At 69.5% G+C, this 16,155-nt stretch carries 14 protein-coding genes and 2 pseudogenes; 9 read left to right on the plus strand and 7 right to left on the minus strand.

Features of this window, described 5'->3' with window-relative positions:
* Nucleotides 1-69: 69 nt before the first annotated feature.
* The 4 genes and pseudogenes from ACIRRH_RS42995 (at nucleotide 70) to ACIRRH_RS43010 (ending at nucleotide 4,845) form a co-directional block, all read left to right on the plus strand.
* Nucleotides 70-1,221 (plus strand): cytochrome P450, encoded by a 1,152-nt coding sequence (locus ACIRRH_RS42995; protein WP_403078860.1) that lies wholly within the window; start codon nucleotides 70-72, stop codon nucleotides 1,219-1,221.
* A 570-nt stretch (nucleotides 1,222-1,791) separates the two neighbouring features.
* Nucleotides 1,792-1,923, plus strand: coding sequence for a hypothetical protein (locus ACIRRH_RS43000; protein ID WP_403078862.1), 132 nt, complete (start codon nucleotides 1,792-1,794; stop codon nucleotides 1,921-1,923).
* 455 nt (nucleotides 1,924-2,378) lie between these two features.
* Nucleotides 2,379-2,618, plus strand: a complete 240-nt coding sequence (locus ACIRRH_RS43005) for a hypothetical protein (protein ID WP_403078863.1) — start codon at nucleotides 2,379-2,381, stop codon at nucleotides 2,616-2,618.
* A gap of 128 nt (nucleotides 2,619-2,746) precedes the next feature.
* A pseudogene (locus ACIRRH_RS43010) lies at nucleotides 2,747-4,845 on the plus strand (catalase).
* Nucleotides 4,846-4,897: 52 nt separating this feature from the next.
* Here ACIRRH_RS43010 and ACIRRH_RS43015 read toward each other — a convergent pair.
* The 3 genes and pseudogenes from ACIRRH_RS43015 to ACIRRH_RS43025 all read right to left on the minus strand — a co-directional run.
* Nucleotides 4,898-5,116, minus strand: a pseudogene (locus tag ACIRRH_RS43015) (GNAT family N-acetyltransferase); the annotation flags it as partial.
* Nucleotides 5,117-5,399: 283 nt separating this feature from the next.
* Complete coding sequence (surE, locus tag ACIRRH_RS43020) at nucleotides 5,400-6,161, minus strand: 5'/3'-nucleotidase SurE (protein WP_403078865.1); 762 nt, start codon at nucleotides 6,159-6,161, stop codon at nucleotides 5,400-5,402.
* Between the two features lie 19 nt (nucleotides 6,162-6,180).
* A complete protein-coding gene (locus ACIRRH_RS43025) occupies nucleotides 6,181-6,687 on the minus strand; it encodes a PfkB family carbohydrate kinase (protein ID WP_403078866.1) in 507 nt (168 codons plus the stop codon).
* Nucleotides 6,688-6,724: 37 nt separating this feature from the next.
* On the opposite strand from ACIRRH_RS43025, the gene ACIRRH_RS43030 reads away from it, so the two are divergent.
* Nucleotides 6,725-7,429, plus strand: coding sequence for a hypothetical protein (locus tag ACIRRH_RS43030; protein ID WP_403078868.1), 705 nt, complete (start codon nucleotides 6,725-6,727; stop codon nucleotides 7,427-7,429).
* A gap of 184 nt (nucleotides 7,430-7,613) precedes the next feature.
* Here ACIRRH_RS43030 and ACIRRH_RS43035 read toward each other — a convergent pair whose 3' ends face one another.
* Both ACIRRH_RS43035 and ACIRRH_RS43040 read right to left on the minus strand, forming a co-directional pair.
* Nucleotides 7,614-7,769: a hypothetical protein gene (locus tag ACIRRH_RS43035; protein WP_403078870.1), complete on the minus strand. Its 156-nt coding sequence runs from the start codon at nucleotides 7,767-7,769 to the stop codon at nucleotides 7,614-7,616.
* A gap of 233 nt (nucleotides 7,770-8,002) precedes the next feature.
* A complete protein-coding gene (locus ACIRRH_RS43040; protein WP_403078872.1) occupies nucleotides 8,003-9,238 on the minus strand; it encodes a hypothetical protein in 1,236 nt (411 codons plus the stop codon).
* A gap of 287 nt (nucleotides 9,239-9,525) precedes the next feature.
* Here ACIRRH_RS43040 and ACIRRH_RS43045 point away from each other — a divergent pair, with 287 nt between their 5' ends.
* Nucleotides 9,526-10,494, plus strand: coding sequence for a LuxR C-terminal-related transcriptional regulator (locus tag ACIRRH_RS43045; RefSeq protein WP_403078874.1), 969 nt, complete (start codon nucleotides 9,526-9,528; stop codon nucleotides 10,492-10,494).
* A gap of 837 nt (nucleotides 10,495-11,331) precedes the next feature.
* Here ACIRRH_RS43045 and ACIRRH_RS43050 read toward each other — a convergent pair.
* On the minus strand, nucleotides 11,332-12,060 hold the full coding sequence (locus tag ACIRRH_RS43050) for a phage tail sheath subtilisin-like domain-containing protein (RefSeq protein WP_403078875.1): 729 nt from the start codon (nucleotides 12,058-12,060) through the stop codon (nucleotides 11,332-11,334).
* A 153-nt stretch (nucleotides 12,061-12,213) separates the two neighbouring features.
* Here ACIRRH_RS43050 and ACIRRH_RS43055 point away from each other — a divergent pair, with 153 nt between their 5' ends.
* Nucleotides 12,214-12,627, plus strand: coding sequence for a hypothetical protein (locus tag ACIRRH_RS43055; protein WP_403078877.1), 414 nt, complete (start codon nucleotides 12,214-12,216; stop codon nucleotides 12,625-12,627).
* A 475-nt stretch (nucleotides 12,628-13,102) separates the two neighbouring features.
* Here the strand turns inward: ACIRRH_RS43055 and ACIRRH_RS43060 are convergent, their stop codons facing one another.
* Nucleotides 13,103-13,663: a hypothetical protein gene (locus tag ACIRRH_RS43060; RefSeq protein WP_403078878.1), complete on the minus strand. Its 561-nt coding sequence runs from the start codon at nucleotides 13,661-13,663 to the stop codon at nucleotides 13,103-13,105.
* A 484-nt stretch (nucleotides 13,664-14,147) separates the two neighbouring features.
* On the opposite strand from ACIRRH_RS43060, the gene ACIRRH_RS43065 reads away from it, so the two are divergent.
* Nucleotides 14,148-15,143, plus strand: a complete 996-nt coding sequence (locus tag ACIRRH_RS43065; RefSeq protein WP_403078880.1) for a hypothetical protein — start codon at nucleotides 14,148-14,150, stop codon at nucleotides 15,141-15,143.
* Nucleotides 15,144-15,336: 193 nt separating this feature from the next.
* A complete protein-coding gene (locus ACIRRH_RS43070; RefSeq protein ID WP_403078881.1) occupies nucleotides 15,337-15,840 on the plus strand; it encodes a hypothetical protein in 504 nt (167 codons plus the stop codon).
* Nucleotides 15,841-16,155 lie beyond the last annotated feature (315 nt).

Consider the following 16,155-nt stretch of genomic DNA (forward strand, 5'->3'; position numbering starts at 1 on the left):
GGCGGACCGTCTCCATCTCCTCAGGTGTCACACCCGAAAGAAGATCACAACCTATCCGACAACGATCACTTGGGGTACCTAACAAAGCCCTACTACCCCCTGTACGCGGAACTCCGCGAAGCCGGCCCCGTCGTACGACAGGCGGACGGTAGCCACCTGGTCGGCACGTACCACGAGATCACCGCCCTGCTCCACGACCCGCGCATGAGCGCCGACCCCCGCACCCGTGGCGAGACGACACACAAACCGCCGTTCCTGCGGCTCGACGACCCCGAGCACCACAGGCTGCGCACCCTGGCCATGCGCCCGTTCGGCCCCCCGCACAGCCCCGGCCGAATCGACGCCATGCGCGGCGTGATCGCCGCAATCACCATGGAACTCCTCCAGACCATCCAGGACCGCGAGCAGATCGACGTCGTCGACGCCTTCGCCTATCCGCTGCCCGTCACCGTCATCTGCCGGCTGCTCGGCGTCCCACGCGAAGACGAACCACTGTTCCGAGAATGGTCCGACGCGATCGTTACGTCCGCCGACGTCAGACCCGAAGCGGACACCACCGAACAGGACCAGGCGGGCGAACAGGCGCGCATCGAGATGGGCCAGTACCTGGCAAACCTCGCCGAGCAACGCCGCGGCCACCCCACCGACGACATGCTCTCCGCCTTCACCAACGAACCCGACCCCGCCTTGCGGCTCACCCACGAAGAACTCGCGGAAACCGCCGTCCTACTGCTCATCGCCGGACACGAGACCACCGTCAACCTCATCACCAACGGGGCCCTCACCCTACTGCGCCACCCCGACCAACTGGACCGGCTGCGCCGCGACCCCGACCTGCTACCCAGGGCAGTGGAGGAACTGCTGCGCTACGAGCCTCCGGTCCACATGCGGCAACGCACCCCCCTCGCCGACGTGGACATCGCCGGCACCACCATCCCCAAGGGCACCTCCGTCACACTGGTGCTCGCCTCAGGCAACCGCGACCCCAAGCGGTTCCACGAGCCCGACCGGTTCGACCCCACCCGCCCGGACAACCAGCACCTCGGCTTCGGCAGCGGCATCCACCTGTGCTTCGGCGCACCACTCGCCCGCATCGAAGCACAAGCCGCACTCAGCGCGCTGGTCCCCCACCTCGGCGCAGCACGCCTTGTCCAGGACCCGCCCCCCTACCGGCAGAACGCCATGCTCCGCGGACCCCGCCACCTGCCTATCCAACTCTGAAGGACAGGGATGTCCCAGACCCACGCTGCCCGCCCACACAGCCAGATCACCGGCTCAGTGCAGACGGCGGCGCCCGCCGGCGCCAGCCCGGTGTGCGCGTCTCGGGCCCGGCGGGCGCCGACAGCAGCGTAGCGGCGCGAGCGCGGAACCTCGAATGTCGGCGGCCCGGCTCTGGGATGGCGCCGCACGGGTGCGCGATCTGCGATGGGCCGGCTGACCTGCTCGAACTCCAGCGCCACTGGTACAAGGCCGAGGCCGACTGGGCCGCCGACCCGACCGAGGAGAAGCGGGCCGCGTTCACTGCGGTCGGCGCCGAGGTGCACGCCGACCCGTACTGGGCCGAGGGTGGAGAACCGGCAGGCCGAGATGGAGCTCAAGCGGGCCGCCCGGCCGGGCTCCTTGCAAAACCCGTCGGCCTGACCGGCCCAGGCGAGGTCGGCCCGCACCGCGCAGGGCCCCGTGGTGGTCGCCGGGCTGGCTGCCCTGCGCCCGCTCCTCCCAGAGCAGGGCGGCCCAGCGCAGCAGATTGGTGACGGCGGCAGCTGGGAGCACCAGCGCGCCGTCCTGGTCGTGAGCAAGGTAGCCGGCCTCTTCGAGGTCGGCGGTGATCCGCTGCACGGCCCGCTCGGTGAGCAGGCACCGCGCAGCAGGGACCACCTCACCGGTCACGACACGTTGTCCGAGCGCGGGCATTCGCCCTGATGGCCCGCCCGACCGTTTGGCAGCCGCGCCGACGGCAACCCGCAGGAGTATGGCGTACCTGGCAGAGCCCGTACCGACCGTTCCGCAGCCCCTCCCGTACGGCGAGCACGCGGACCGGCCGGGCCCATGGCTGTCCCGGCAGACAGGTGGTGCCGCCGTCCCGGACATCGCCGGGGCCGTGTTGTTCGGCCGAGACGGCACGCTGCTCCAGAACGTCTCCTGCAACGGCGATCCCGCGATGGTGTATCCGATGGCGGGAGTCCGGGCCGCACTCGCGGCGCTGCGCGGCGTCGGCTTCGCGATCGGCGTGGTGAGCAACCAGCCGGGCCGTCGCGCGCGGCCTGCTCGCCTGCGGACAGGTCGAGGTCGTCCAGGCCCGGGCCGAGGCCCTGCTGGGGCCGATCGACCTGTGGGCAGTGTGCCCGCACGGCTCGCACGAGGGATGCCGCTGCCGGATGCCCGAGCCCGGCCTCGTCACGGCCGCCTGCCGGGAACTCGGACTGCTGCCGTGCCGGGTCACAGTGATCGGTTGCAGTGACTCCGTGATCGCCGCCGCGCTCGCGGCCGACGCCCACGCGATCCGGGTCCCCGAGCCCCCACAGCCGGACGGCCGCCCATGCGCTCCCTGCGCGCCGACCGCCTGCCGGTCCGTCGCGGGCCCCGAGGAAGCGGCGGACCTCCTGCTGCGGCACTGACCACGCCCCGACGCCTCTACCACCCGGCGCCGAACCCCCAGGACGGAGAAACCGAGATGAGCACCGACCCCGGATCCCCCGAACACCGCCCGGACTCGCCACTGGTCACCGAGACTCCCGAGCAGCCGATGGACCCCGAAGAGTCCGAGCGCGACGGCAAGGACGTGGCGCTCGATGCCTTCCGGACTCCCGACCCGGACGGACCGCTCACCACCGCCCAGGGGGTCCGCGTCGACGACACCGACAACTCACTCGCCATCGGCGGCCGCGGCCCAACCCTCCTGGAGGACTTCCACCTGCGCGAGAAGCTCACCCACTTCGACCACGAGCGCATCCCGGAGAGGGTGGTGCACGCCCGCGGTGCCGGCGCGTACGGCTTCTTCGAACCGTACGAGTCGCTGGCCGAGTTCACCTGCGCCGACTTCCTCCAGGAGGCCGGCCGGCGCACGCCCGTCTTCGTCCGCTTCTCGACCGTGCAGGGACCGCGCGGCTCCGCCGACACCGTGCGCGACGTGCGCGGCTTCGCCACCAAGTTCTACACCCGGCACGGCAACTACGACCTGGTCGGCAACAACATGCCGGTCTTCTTCATCCAGGACGCGATCAAGTTCCCCGACTTCGTGCACGCGGTGAAGCCGGAGCCGCAGAATGAGATCCCCACCGGCGCTTCCGCCCACGACACCTTCTGGGACTTCTGCTCGCTCCAGCCGGAGACCACCCACATGCTGATGTGGGTGATGTCCGACCGGGCGATCCCGCGCAGCTACCGGATGATGCAGGGCTTCGGCGTGCACACCTTCCGTCTGGTGAGCGCGGACGGGCGTGGCACCTTCGTGAAGTTCCACTGGAAGCCGGCGCTCGGCGTCTGCTCCCAGGCATGGGATGAGGCCCAGTTGACCGCCGGGCGCGACCCGGACTTCCACCGTCGGGACCTGTGGGAGGCGATCGCGGCCGGCGACTTCCCCGAGTACGAGCTCGGTGTCCAACTCGTCTCGGAGAAGGACGAGTTCGCCTTTCCCTTCGATCTGCTGGACCCGACCAAGCTGATCCCGGAGGAACTGGTGCCGGTCCGTGCGGTCGGCCGGATGGTCCTCGACCGCAACCCGCAGAACTTCTTCGCCGAGACCGAGCAGGTGGCCTTCCACACGGCCAACATCGTGCCCGGCATCGACTTCACCAACGACCCGCTGCTCCAGGGCCGCAACTTCTCCTACCTGGACACCCAGCTCATCCGCCTGGGCGGCCCCAACTTCAGCCAGCTGCCGGTCAACCGTCCACTGGCCGAGGCCCGCACCAACCACCGCGACGGCTACGGCCAACAGGTGGTTCACCCCGGGACCAACTACGCCCCGAACAGCGTCGGGGGCGGGTGTCCGGCGACGATGGGCGGCGGACACCTGGCCGATGGGGTGTTCCAGCACTACCAGGAGCGGATCGACGGCAAGACGATCCGCCGGCGCAGCCCGAGCTTCGCCGACCACTACGGCCAGGCCGCGCTGTTCTGGCGCAGCATGGCCGACTGGGAACAGCGGCACATCACCGCCGCCTTCGCCTTCGAACTCGGCAAGGTGGAGGACCAGGAGGTGCGCCGCCGCATGGTCGCCAACCTGGTGCACGTCGATCCGGGCCTGGCGGCAGAGGTCGCACGGCGAATCGGCGTGCCCGAGCCCGAGGCGGCACCCGAGGACCGCGCGGCCGCCACGGCCGGCGAGGACGCGGCCGGGCCCCGCGTCTCCCCCGCGCTGAGCCTGGACAACCTGCACGGGTCGGGCGTCCGCACCCGCAGGGTCGCCGTCCTGGCCTCTCCCGGGGTCGACGGCGAACAGGTCCGGGCCGCCCACGAGCGGCTGGGCGCGGCGGGTGCCACGGTCGAGACGCTGGCCGCCCACGGCGGCCACGTGCTCGCCCAGGACGGCAGCCACTGCCGGTGGACCGCCCACTGCCCACCACCGCCTCGGTGCTTTACGACGCCCTGGTGGTCCCGGACGGCTGTGACCACACGCTGCCCGCCGACCCCGACGCCGTCCGCTTCCTCGTCGAGGCGCTGCGGCATGGCAAGCCGGTCGCGGTGCTGGGCTCGGGTGTCGAGCTGTCCCGCGCGGCCGGCTCCGGTGTGCCGGACGGGGTGCCCGGGGTCGCGGTCTACGAGGACGGCGGGCTACCCGGCCCGTCGTTCTGGGAGGGCTTCACCCGTCTGGTGGAGCACCACCGTTTCCCCGCGCGCTGAGCCGGGGCCAGGGCGACGGGCAGCCGGCACCGGCTCCCCGTCCCCTGCGGAATTACAAGTCCCGGCGCATGAGGACGCACATCGTCTCTCGACGGCGGATCGATCCGTCGGGCGCTTCCTCGTCCCATGAATCTTGCTCGCGCCCGAACGCTACGTGGCCAAGGCGCTCGTACATCGTGCGGGCCAGGGGATTGTCCTCCTCGACGGCGAGTTCGGCCACGCGCAGGCCACGATCGTTGATCCGCTGCTCGGCAGCGCGGATCAGCAGCGTGCGCACTGCTCCGCCTGAACCTCAGACAGTCCACTCTCTCACTGACAGGTTGCCGCGCGTGGGCACACGACACGAGCCTGCGGAAACGTCAGACCTCGCAGGTCACATGCCTTTTCGGCCCACCTTGTGTGCCCGCCAACTGTCGAAGTCGGGCTTGCGGAATACGTCGCGACCTCCTCGTCGCCCTCCCGCTCGGCATCCTCCACGTACGAGATCGATCACGCGTGGCCGCTGAACTCGACGTTCGTCCGTCCCCTGGCTGAGAGGTCATTCAGGGCTCGGATCAGGCTGTCGGGCGGGAAACGGTGGAGGGGGCTTTGAGGAGGCTGAGAGTGGTCCAGCCGTCGGCGAGGAGGGCGGCGTCGGTGTTGGGGCCGGGTTCGACATCGGTCTCGGCAAGGGTGACAGCGACATAGCCGCGCCCGCGTTCGGTGACGGTGGTCTGTACCGTGCCGAAGCTGGCGAGCGTGGCGAGCCGGATGCCGCGAACCTGTTCCAGCGGCAGGTTGGGGATGTTGGCGTTGAGTACGGCTCCTGGACCGGTTGTGGCCAGGAGCGGGAGCAGTCGGGCGGTGATGGCGGCGCCGGTCTCCCAGTGCCAGGGGTCGCCGACGTCCAGGGACAGGGCCATGGTGCGGCAGCCGTCGAGGGCGGCGGTCAGGGCTGCGCCGACGGTGCCGGAGTGCAGGACGGCGTGGCCGGTGTTGGGGCCCCGGTTGATGCCGGACAGCACGATGTCGGGGGCGGGGCCGAAGGCGCCCCGGCCCGCGAGCATCGCGATGAACGCCGGAGCGGCGGTCACCGCGTGCGCGGTCAGGTCGTCCAGGCCCGGCAGACGGCGGCATTCCACGAGGATGCGTCCCCGGTCCTCGACCGCGGTGAGCGCGGCACTGCTGCCGCTGGCCTCCTCCCGGGGTGTGGCCACCACGGGATCCGGGGACAGGGTGCGTGCGGCGCGGGCGAGGTGGTGCAGGCCCTCGGAGTCGATCCCGTCGTCGTTGGTGATCAGGATCCTCGGAGGCCGGCTCACATCCGGGTCAGCCATGCGGCCAGCTCCCGTCGGTTCATGCGCCGGCGAGCGGTGCCCTGCTCGTCGATCTGGCGCAGTTCGGTGGCCGTGGCGAGGCGCTCGACGGCTTCTCGGCTCCCGGTTCCCAGTCCGTGCCGGGTCGCGTTGAACGCTCCCGCCCCGCGCCCAGGCGCAGGGCGTCGGGCAGGTCATCGCCGCGAAGCAGGCCAGCGATGATGCCGGCGGTCATGGAGTCGCCGGATCCGAGCGGGTCGGCGGGTGTCATACGGGGTGTGACGATCTCGTGCAGGCAGCCGTCGATGAGGGCGAGGGCGGGTTGCTCGGCGCGGGTGACCAGGACCGCTTCGATGCCATCGGCGTGCAGGGTGCGCATCACGCCCACCAGTTCGGCAATGGTGCCGGTGGGGGCGAGGTGATCGGCGCGCAGTTCCTCCTGGCTGACCTTGAGCAGGTAGGCACCGCCTTCGACGACCGCGGCCAGCCACTCGTCGGCGAGGTCGGCGATCACCCGGCACCCGCCCGAGGTCAGATCGGCGGCCAAACGCCGGTAGGGTGGTGCCGAGCACGGGGATCTTGCCGTGGTAGGTCGCGTACTGGATGCCTTCCTGCTCGTGTGTCCAGCCCTGCCAGTGCTCGCTGGTGGCGTTGCGCAGGGCCTTCAGGCGCTGCTCCAGGGCCTGGGGGTTGTAGCGGGGGCGGCTGCCCCTGGTGCCCTGGTCCAGGACGAACAGCACGGGCGGGCGAACGGCTCGGCGGTGGCTGTAGCCGGAGGCGGGTTCGGGGGCGTTGTAGCGAACGTCGACGTCGAGGCGCTCCTGGCCGCCGTCCTGGACGGTGCGGTCGAAGTAGCGCTTGTAGTTGTCGAGCTTGCCGGCGACCTTGCGCACGTCGGTCATCGTGCCGCGGTCAAGCTCCAGGAAGGCGACCGGGATGCCGAGCTCGGGCAGGCGGACGATGGCGTCGGGGATGACGTTGTACTTGCCGGTGATGGTGTGGGGTGTCTCGGTGGCCCAGGCTTCGATGCCGCCCGGGAGCGGGCCGGTGGGCAGGGCGCGGCGTGGGGGCGCCTGGCGTGTGTCGGTGCGGGGTGGGGCGTCGTGGGTGGTGGTGCCGGTGACGGCAGTGATGATCAGTTCGTTGACGAGCATGGCGTGCGGGGCGCCGGTGGATCCGGCGCCGCGGGCGTGGCCGCCCATGTCGCGGTCGTCGCCGAGCGCCTCGGCGGCGGCGGCCAGGCCGAGGAGGGTGAGGCCGACGATCTTCTCCGCGCCGGGCCCGCCTGACTTCGGCTTCGCGGCCCCCTCGGCTCCCCCGGCTCCTCCGGTGTCCGGGGCGGCCTTGGTGGCAGGGCGGCGGCCCGGCGGTGAGGTGGTGCCGAGCGCGTCGACCAGCTTGTGCTTCTCCAGGTCCCGGACCGCTTCGGCCATGTGCTCGGCGCGGCCGACGTCGGCCCAGCCGGTCTGGCGGTCACCACGGCGTCCCGCCGACGGTCACGGGCATCAGCCCCGACCACGGCCCGGCCGCCGACGGCACCACCGTCACCCAGCTCCACCTGACGGCGCCGGCCCGTGTCACACCCGCAGGGGCTGCGATCTCCTCGGTGATGTCGGCGATCCCAGCCACCCCGTTCACCATCCCGTCGCCGAGCCCTACCCAGAGGCCGAGAGTCGCCGCGATCAACGAACGCCGCTCACCCCACCCGTCTCGTTGAACACGGCGAACCGCAGGTCGGCGCCAGCCTCCATGCCATGTGCTTTGAGGACCCTGCCGAAGGGGCCGTCGGCGGGTCACCGGTTCGGTTGTGCGGCCGTGTCCCGGCCGGCGCTGGGCCGTCGCGCGCCGGCCGGTCAGCGCGTTCAGTTCACCGCGTCGGGCTTCACGATGTCGGGGAGCTTCGCCTCGAAAAGCCCGTCGAGCTTCAGGGACGGCAGGATGTGCCCCTGGTTCGCCGCGTCGTTGGCGACGCTCGCACCCCACGTGGACGATGCGAGGCGCTGGTTGGGCGTGCCGTGGTGGCCTTCATTCGTGAAGCCGCAGTCGCCGACCTCGTAGAAGGACTTGGAGGAGCCCAGCAGTCGCTTGGTGTTGAGGGCCTCACCCCGGGAGTGGGTGAGGAAGTAGGTGCCGAATGCGTCCGCCATCAGCTCGGTGCGGCGGGTGGCCTCCGGGCCGGTGAGCGTGGTGTTGGCGAACAGGTTGTCCTCGTACTGCACCTGGTGGCCGAACTCGTGGGCGAGGATGGCCCGCGGGGCGGTGTCGCCCAGGCCTATGGCCTTCATGGCCTGCAGGATGCCGTCACCCATGATGATGCGGTCGGAGATGCCGGCCGGGTGCGGGTCGCCTTCCTCGGAGTAGGCGAACGCGTTGAAGGTGAAGTACGGGTGGTTGCCGCCCTGCAGGGCCGGGTCGCTGCCGACGAGCTGGATGATCAGCTTGGCGAGAGTGACGTACTGCTCCGTCGTGTAGTCGCCGCCGAGCATCACGGGCAGGACGCGGGCCAAGCGCTCGGGGGAGGAGAAGACGTCGGCGCCGTGCATCGGCATGAGCTGGATGTCGTCGGACTTGATGTCCCAGAACCGCTTGAGGTCCTTCATCTCGGACGTCAGCTCGTTGGTGTATTCACCGTTGACGCCGAAGGTGTTGGACTTCGACTCGCTGCCGAACATCAGCGCGTCGTAGGTGGGGGCGTCGAAGGCACCCATGAGCTGCAGGATGAGGAGGACCACGGGGTTCTTGACGTCCTTGAACATGGTGTTGGCATAGGCCGTCAGGTCCGTGCTCTGGCACTGGTAGCTGCCAGGGTCGATGGTGCTGGCCAGGATGTCCGCCCACTGGCCTTCGTTGATGCCGTACTTGGCGGCAGCGGCCAGGCGGTGCTGCTGCCAGCCGGCTGGCAGCTTGGCCAGGATCTGGTCGACGAGGGCCTTGGTCTGCGGGTCGAGCGAGGAGGTGTCGATCGCGGAGCTGAAGGACGCGGCGCTGACGGCAGTGGCCGTCGTGTCACTGCCCGCGGCCACTGCCGGCAGGGTGGTGCCGAGGGTGCAGGTGGCCGCGGTCACCAGGGTGACGGCCCAGGCCAGGGTCTTCTTCACAGGGCAACTCCTTGAGTGCTGGTGCCGGTTGTCCTCACGGGTGGGAGGAGGCCGGCTGTGCGGTGGCCCAAAGTCTGTGGAGAAAAGCGTGTTCTGGAGAAGTCATCCGGACTGTCTGAATCCGGCATGACGGGAAGGCGACAGCTGTCGCACGTCCGTTCAGACTCCCGATACAAGCCGTCTGAGCTGGGATAACATCGCCCGGCCATCGCTCTGCCCGCCGGTGGTCACGCTGCGGAAACGATCAACACATTGGCCAAATCGAATAAGCATGCAATTATGGGCAAATGCATCCACTCCGGACCATCGGTCTCACCGCGACCGCCGAGGACGTCTACCTCGCGCTCATCCAGTCCGGTCCCACGACCCCGGCCGAACTGGAGGGCATCGTGCGCGCCGCCTCGGACACGGTCGGGACCGCGGCCGGAGAACTGGCCGATCTGGGCCTGGTGGAACCGGACGGCGAACGGCTCGTCGCCCGCCCGCCGCGGGCCGCGCTCGACGCCCTGGTGGAGATCCGCGCCAAGGAACTGGGCGCGCTTCGCGACAGCGCCGACGAACTGTCCCGCTTCTGGCGCGACCACCACGCCGAAGGCACCGGCTACATCGAGATCGTCCGGACCGCCGCGGCCTGCGAAGCGGTCAGCCGGCGCGTCCAGGACGAGGCGACACATCAGGTCCGCGCGCTGTCCATCGGCCCGTCCGACCGCCGCGCCACGCCCCCGCAGATCGCCCCTGGCTGTCTGGAGGCGCTCGCACGCGGCGTCGCGTACTCAGTGGTCTACGGCGCCCAGGTGCTGCGTGACCCGATCGGCCGGGAGGCCATCCAAACCTGCGTCAACCTCGGCGAACGGGCCCGTGTCTTCCCCGATGTCGCGCTGAACCTGATGATCTGCGACGACCGCTTCGCCGTCGTCACCGCCCCCGTCGGCAACCACGAACGGCGCCACCACGTCGTCGTGCAGCGCTCGGCCCTGCTCGACGGCCTGATCGGCGTGTTCAGGTCGTACTGGCAGATGGCCGTTCCGCTCCCCGCCGGCACCGAGCCCGGGGACGACATGGTCACCGCCCCCACCAACGAGAGCCGACAACTCCTCACCTACCTCAGCGCCGGCCTCACCGACGAATCCATCGCCCGCGAACTCGGGGTCAGCGAACGCACGGTGGCGCGCCGCATCGCGCGCCTCCAGGAAGTCCTCGGTGCCCAGACCCGCTTCCAGCTCGGTGTCCAGGCCAGCCGTCGCGGCTGGCTCTGAACGCGGGAGCCACGCACGTGGCGAAAGGTACGGCCCGGGCCGGCGAGCCGAGAAAGACGCAGACAGCGGCGGTCGGGTGGGGCCGCCATCCGGTTCCACCTGAAGCGGGGCGGGACACGGTGAGCGGGCTGCGCTTCACCCACGAGTTCCAGGGCGCAGGCGATCAGGTCCCCGCGCGGGCCGTACACCGTGATCGTCGGCCAGCCGTCGCACAGGCACAGCCCTCCGGTGCCGCCGTCCACGACGGCCAGCAGCCGGGCCAGGCCGGCGATGTCGGCGCCGGTCACCTCCGTCCGCGCGTGACCAGCGGAATCGGCCTCTCCCGGCGGTGCGTCGACGATCACGACACGCGCTGCACGGTTGAGCACCTCCCGCAGCCCGGCAGTCGTCGGCCGGCCCCCGGCCGCACGTCCCCTCCTCCTGCTCCTGTTGATCACGAGCGCGAGGATAGCGGCAGCAGCCACGAAGGCGGAACGCTCCCGGGTCACCGGCAGCACGACCCCCCGGACAACGGGAGCAGCGGAACAGGGCAGGCCGGGGACGGAACGCAGCCCGGAGCACGCGCGGACACAAACCGAGCACCTCCTGCCTGCTGTCGCAGACAAGGCCAGGCGCATCGCCCAGATCCTCACCGAGCAGCCTGTCTCGGCGTAGGGTCTGCCCAGTTCGTCAGCCCGTCCAGTCGCGCCCGTCAGCGGCACCAGGTAACCGATGCCGGCGTTCGTGATCCACTCGGAGGTGGCGCTGTCCGGTTCCCATGGCGCCTTCAGGAGCGTCGCACGCAGAATGCTGCGGTCCTGTAGGCCGGGCGGCTCGGGCAGCAGGCGTTCGCAGTACTCAACGTTGGGACCCCACTGGTCGTCCTCCGGGTTGTCGAGCATGGCCATGAACCGGTCCACGCGGGCCGGCCAGGTGGGGTGGCCCCACCACTGCTGGCAGGCCAGTTCGCCGTGGGTCGCCATGTACAGCAGGCCGAAACGGACGCCCTTGTCTTCCATCCGCGCAACGAAGCCGCGCAGGCTCTGGTCGGCGTGCTCCACGTACTCGTCGAGGTCCACCTCGGTCCGCGTGAGATCGGCGAGCGTGGCACCGGTCGGGAGCTTGCGTTCGGGATCGGACAGCCAGGCCGGCGGCTCGGACGGCGCCCGGTACAGCATGGCAGGCGCAACACACCACCTGGCCCCCACCGGATCCGCGCCGGACGTTCAGGTACTGCCAGTCACGGCTCATGGACAGTGTGCGGACACCCCACACCAGCAGCCCGCGACCGGGAAGACCCGCAGGCAGTTCAACCCCGGCCCCGTTCAGCCCGCCGTTCTCGTCGTCGGTCAACGTCTTCTCGGGCACCGTCACCCCCCGGACACCCTGATTCGCCGGGGCCTTGAACACTCCGCGCTCGGCGTCGGTGCGGGCCCAGACCCCGGCGATGTGGCCAGAGGAGGGAACCGTGCGGGCCGTACCGTCAACTCCTGACACGGCCAAGCGGACTCGGCCAACGTTCCCCCCGATGAGACCTCTCGGGGCATGTCGGCGGACGAGCACGATGGCCGGGAGGCAGTTGGCCACGCACGGCGGGGAACCAGATGACTTCCAGGAAGTATGGCTGGTTTTTGCCGTTCCTTTAATATGCCGGCATCTGCAGAATATTGGCGCAGCTTGAAACAAGCGTAGCAGTTTCAGGCTTCCTCAGAGTCAGCACAACTGACAGAAAGGAATGAAATGAGAAGAGTCCTGCTGGGTTCGGCCGCCGCGGCGAGCAGCTTGCTGATTACGCTGGGGCTGGCCTCCAACGCGCAGGCGTACCCCATCGAGACGTACTACGGTTACGCCAGCTCTTCCACCTACGGTTACGGCGCTTACGCGGTCGATAGCAACGGCTATGGGTACATTTACGCGTGGGACAGTTCTGCCGACGGATACCGCATAGTGTCATCGGTGTACAACCAGACCCAGGGAGGCGTCAGGGTCGCTTACGTGGAGGACGCAAACGGGGCCAACGACAGTTCAGGGCCGGCAGTCTACGACTACAGCGGACACGCTGGAGACTCGATGCGAATGGTCACGTGTCGTCAGAACGGTTCCGCCGGAACTCCCGTCAACTGCAAAACCACGTACTTCTCTCTGCCCTACTGACACGGCTTTCTCGGCCCGCCCATTCCGCCTCGGGCTCTATTCGGGCGCAGGCTACAGCGCCGGTATCGATCGCGACAGGCGCAGCGGGCGCTGGTGGCCGTGCGGGCCGAGCGACGTGCTTACCTGGCCGCGCTGCCGTCTTGGAGTGGCGACCTGGAAACCGTCCGGCAGGGGCTGGGCGAGGAGTAGCTGGCCGGGTCCGGTCGGCTGGAGGAGGCCGGGTGGCAGGCCTCCCATGTCGTCTGGGCGGATGAGCACGGGTTCAAGTTGTCCGGTGAGGACCGTGTCGCTGCCCGCAGCCGGCTCAAGCACATCGATGCCCCGGTCCTGTCGAGTGAGGCGGCGTAGTCGCAGATCGGCTCGTGTGTCGGGCCCCTGGCCCGTGCTGGGTGCGGAGAGGTGCCGGTCACACTGTGGTGGTGGACCGGCACTTCGGCTTGCGGTTCAGCGGGTGGTGGGGCGTGGGGGCACCGGTTCAACCAGCCGGCGCGGCCTCCAAGCCGCTGCCTCGGAGCTCGTCCCAGGGCATCACCAGCGTCGCCACGCCATCCGGGTTCCAGGCGACGCGCAGGTCGCGGTTGTCCGCGTGGGCCCGCCAGCCGTGCATGCCGGCGTCGCAGTCGGCGCTGATCAACGCAGCGCGGACCCGGGCAGGACGACGCGGGGTGAGGCTCTCGTCCCATGCGAGGACGTCCAGCACCGCGTAGCCGTCCAGCACCGCCCAGCCCGGGGCCGCGACCTGCCGGGCCCAGGTCGAACGCACCTGCAGCTGGATCAAGGGCGGCCCACCGTACTCGACCTTGTGGCTGAACCACATGCCCGGGCTGTCGTCGGTGATCCGGGACTCCACCACAGCCTTGGGCACCTCCGGCACCCGGGACGAGTCATGGCCGGCCCGGTCGCGACCGGCCTTGAAGGCCGGCTCCGGCGCCGGGCGCTGCGCATACCCCATCACCTCGTACTCGTGGGCGAATCCGGCACGCACCGCGCCCACCACCGCCTCGCCGATCAGCTCCCGCGCCTCGCCGACCTTCACAACCCACCATCCTCTTCCGCTTCGGGCACCAGCAGCCCCCCCCCGGCCCCAGGCCAGGTATCGCACACCCAGATGCGGAACCGCCCGAAAACCGCACGACAGCACCCAGGAGAGCTGCCAGGCCTTGACATGGCGGCCCGTCAGAACCGACTACGGCGCACCATCGACCCGGCCGGATGGCGGCGCGGCCTTGGCCTCCGCTGGCTCCTCGCTGCTCATCATTGCGGTGAACTTCCTCGCCCGGCACCTCTGGGTGATCTGGCACCGGCACACCGCCGGGTGGCTTCGTTCACGTGAAGTAGCAGCGTTTGATCAGCGGTTTCGACAGCAGCAGTTGGCAATCTTGAGCGCTGCAGATGCTTACGAGAAATGACGTCGCCGTGGTGCGGTGCCACCGGAGTGCGGCAGAAGCAGTCCGCCTCTTGATCACCGGTCGTTAGACTCCCGGCGTTCGGATGCTGTCGGTGGACTGGAAGGCCAAACCGTGGACGATGACCGTTGGGCCGGCTGGCCGGAACGGTGGGCCGGCACGGACTGCGACGTGCGGACGGCCATGGGCGCGATCCCGCGGGAGGTCAAGGACGGGTTCAGGTACGACGAGGTCCCCTGGCAGCAATTCCGGCACTTCTACGGCCCGGGCGAGGAGATCCCCGGCCTGCTCGCCACGCTCGCGTCCGGGGACGCCGAAGCCGCCGACAAGGCCTTGGAGCGGCTCTGGGGAAATCTTCACCACCAGGGCGGCACCATCGCGGTGGGAGCACTGGCGGTGCCGTTCCTGCTCCGGATCGCGACGACCGGGCACCCCGGGCTCCGTGCCCGAACCCTTCGCCTGGTCGCCGAGATCGGCCGGTGCCAGCACATGGGAGACGGATCGCGGGAAGGCCTGCTCCAGGTCTCCGAGGAGCCGTTGATGATCGAGGGCAGCACGGGGTGCCCGGTGGACTGGACGATCCAGGCCGCTCGTCAGGCGGTCACGGACGACCTGCCCCTCCTGCTCCCGCTTCTCTCCGGCCCCGACCCCGAGGTCCGCTCCGTGACCGCCTACGTCCTGGCGGCGGCAACCGGCGAGCTCTCGGGCGTCTTTTCGGCCTTGCGGTTCAGGCTGGCGAAGGAAGACGACGCGGTGGTCCGGGTGAGCCTGATCCTGGCGATCGCCCAGCTCGCCCGCGAACACCAGGATGACCACGCTCCCAGGTGGGCCCGGGACCTCTGGTCGGATCCCGGACGCCCGCCCGAGGTCCGCATTGGCGCCGGCCTTGCCTGGCTGTGCCTGGTCACCGACCCCGCCCCCGACGAGCTCCGAACCCTCCTCACCGACCCCGGCATCCGCCAGTACGACGACCTGCTCCAGCCGGTGCCATGGCTCACCTGGGTCGACCCCACCGGCGTCGGGCTGCGCAACTGCATCGACGAAATGCTCGCGGCGAACATCCCCGCAACGGTGCTTGACGATCCCTGGGGTGAGGGACCGTCAAGCTGAAGCCTGCGGCGGTCAGCCGGCCTTGGCGGGTGCTTCGGCGCGCGCCCGGGTAAGGACCGCAGCGGCCGCCAGCAGACAGGTTCACCTCTGACGCAGGGGCCCTGCGTCAGCGCAGCATGGACAAAATGCCTGTCGGGCATCGGAACGCAGGTGGCACGATCTTCCAGTCACCAGTTCGACGAGGAAGGTCCGCATGACCGCAGCTGAGGAAATCCATAACTTTCGGATGCTCTCCAATGAGTGGGCCATCGGCCGCCACATCGGGTCCGACCGGCTCATCCAAGCTGGCCTCAATGCGTTGCTCGCCGGCGTCGAGACTCCTTCGATCCCTCTCCTCGCCGGACTTGGCCACAACGAGGAATCCCAGGCCCGCGAGCTCTTCGACCGCGTCCTGGACGAACTTGGCCTGTCCTTCAACCCGCCTGCCGACCCCACCACTGCCCGACTGGCCCTCGCCCGCTGGTGGGCGGAGCAGATCGTCGACGGCTCACTCAGCCCCGCCGTCGGCGCGGACATGATCTGGGTCGAAGTCGCCGTCGAACTCGGATACCCCGACGAGCTGCAGCCCGTCGTTCAGTGGGCTCTCGTCCTTGCAGACTGGAACGAGAACTGGGACATCACGCTGGAAGAGATCAACACCAACATCGTCCAGGGCGCCCAAGAGGTCTTGGCGACTCTTCCGAACCTCAATTCTTGATCTTGAAGCCGTCGGGACGCGACTCTCCCGGTGCTTCTACTTCTCGCCGGTATTCTGCGTCTCAGTCGACGGCTGTTCTCCAAACTGACCGACAAGTGCTCTCTGCTCTCAGGTTCTGGCTCAAGTTCTGTGGAGCTCCGCCGTGTGCGTGCGGAGCCACCTCGAAGCAGATCTCTGGCCTGCTGATTTCCGTCTCCCGAGGTTCCGATGTACTCGGCCCCGGGCCGACACCACAGAAGTGATGCTGTTGGTGATCTTCACTGGTGAGAGTGAGATTGCAGTGATCGGAAGCCGCTGAGCACGCCTGCCTGTTGT

It is taken from the genome of Kitasatospora sp. NPDC101235 (genome assembly GCF_044767505.1).
In the GTDB taxonomy this organism is placed as follows: domain Bacteria; phylum Actinomycetota; class Actinomycetes; order Streptomycetales; family Streptomycetaceae; genus Kitasatospora.

Coding starts and splice junctions, on each gene's coding strand:
- surE (WP_403078865.1), bottom strand. CDS start 6,161: ATGGCTGACCCGGATGTGAGCCGGCCTCCGAGGATCCTGATCACCAAC.
- ACIRRH_RS43055 (WP_403078877.1), top strand. CDS start 12,214: ATGAGAAGAGTCCTGCTGGGTTCGGCCGCCGCGGCGAGCAGCTTGCTG.
- ACIRRH_RS43045 (WP_403078874.1), top strand. CDS start 9,526: ATGCATCCACTCCGGACCATCGGTCTCACCGCGACCGCCGAGGACGTC.
- ACIRRH_RS43005 (WP_403078863.1), top strand. CDS start 2,379: ATGCCCGAGCCCGGCCTCGTCACGGCCGCCTGCCGGGAACTCGGACTG.
- ACIRRH_RS43070 (WP_403078881.1), top strand. CDS start 15,337: ATGACCGCAGCTGAGGAAATCCATAACTTTCGGATGCTCTCCAATGAG.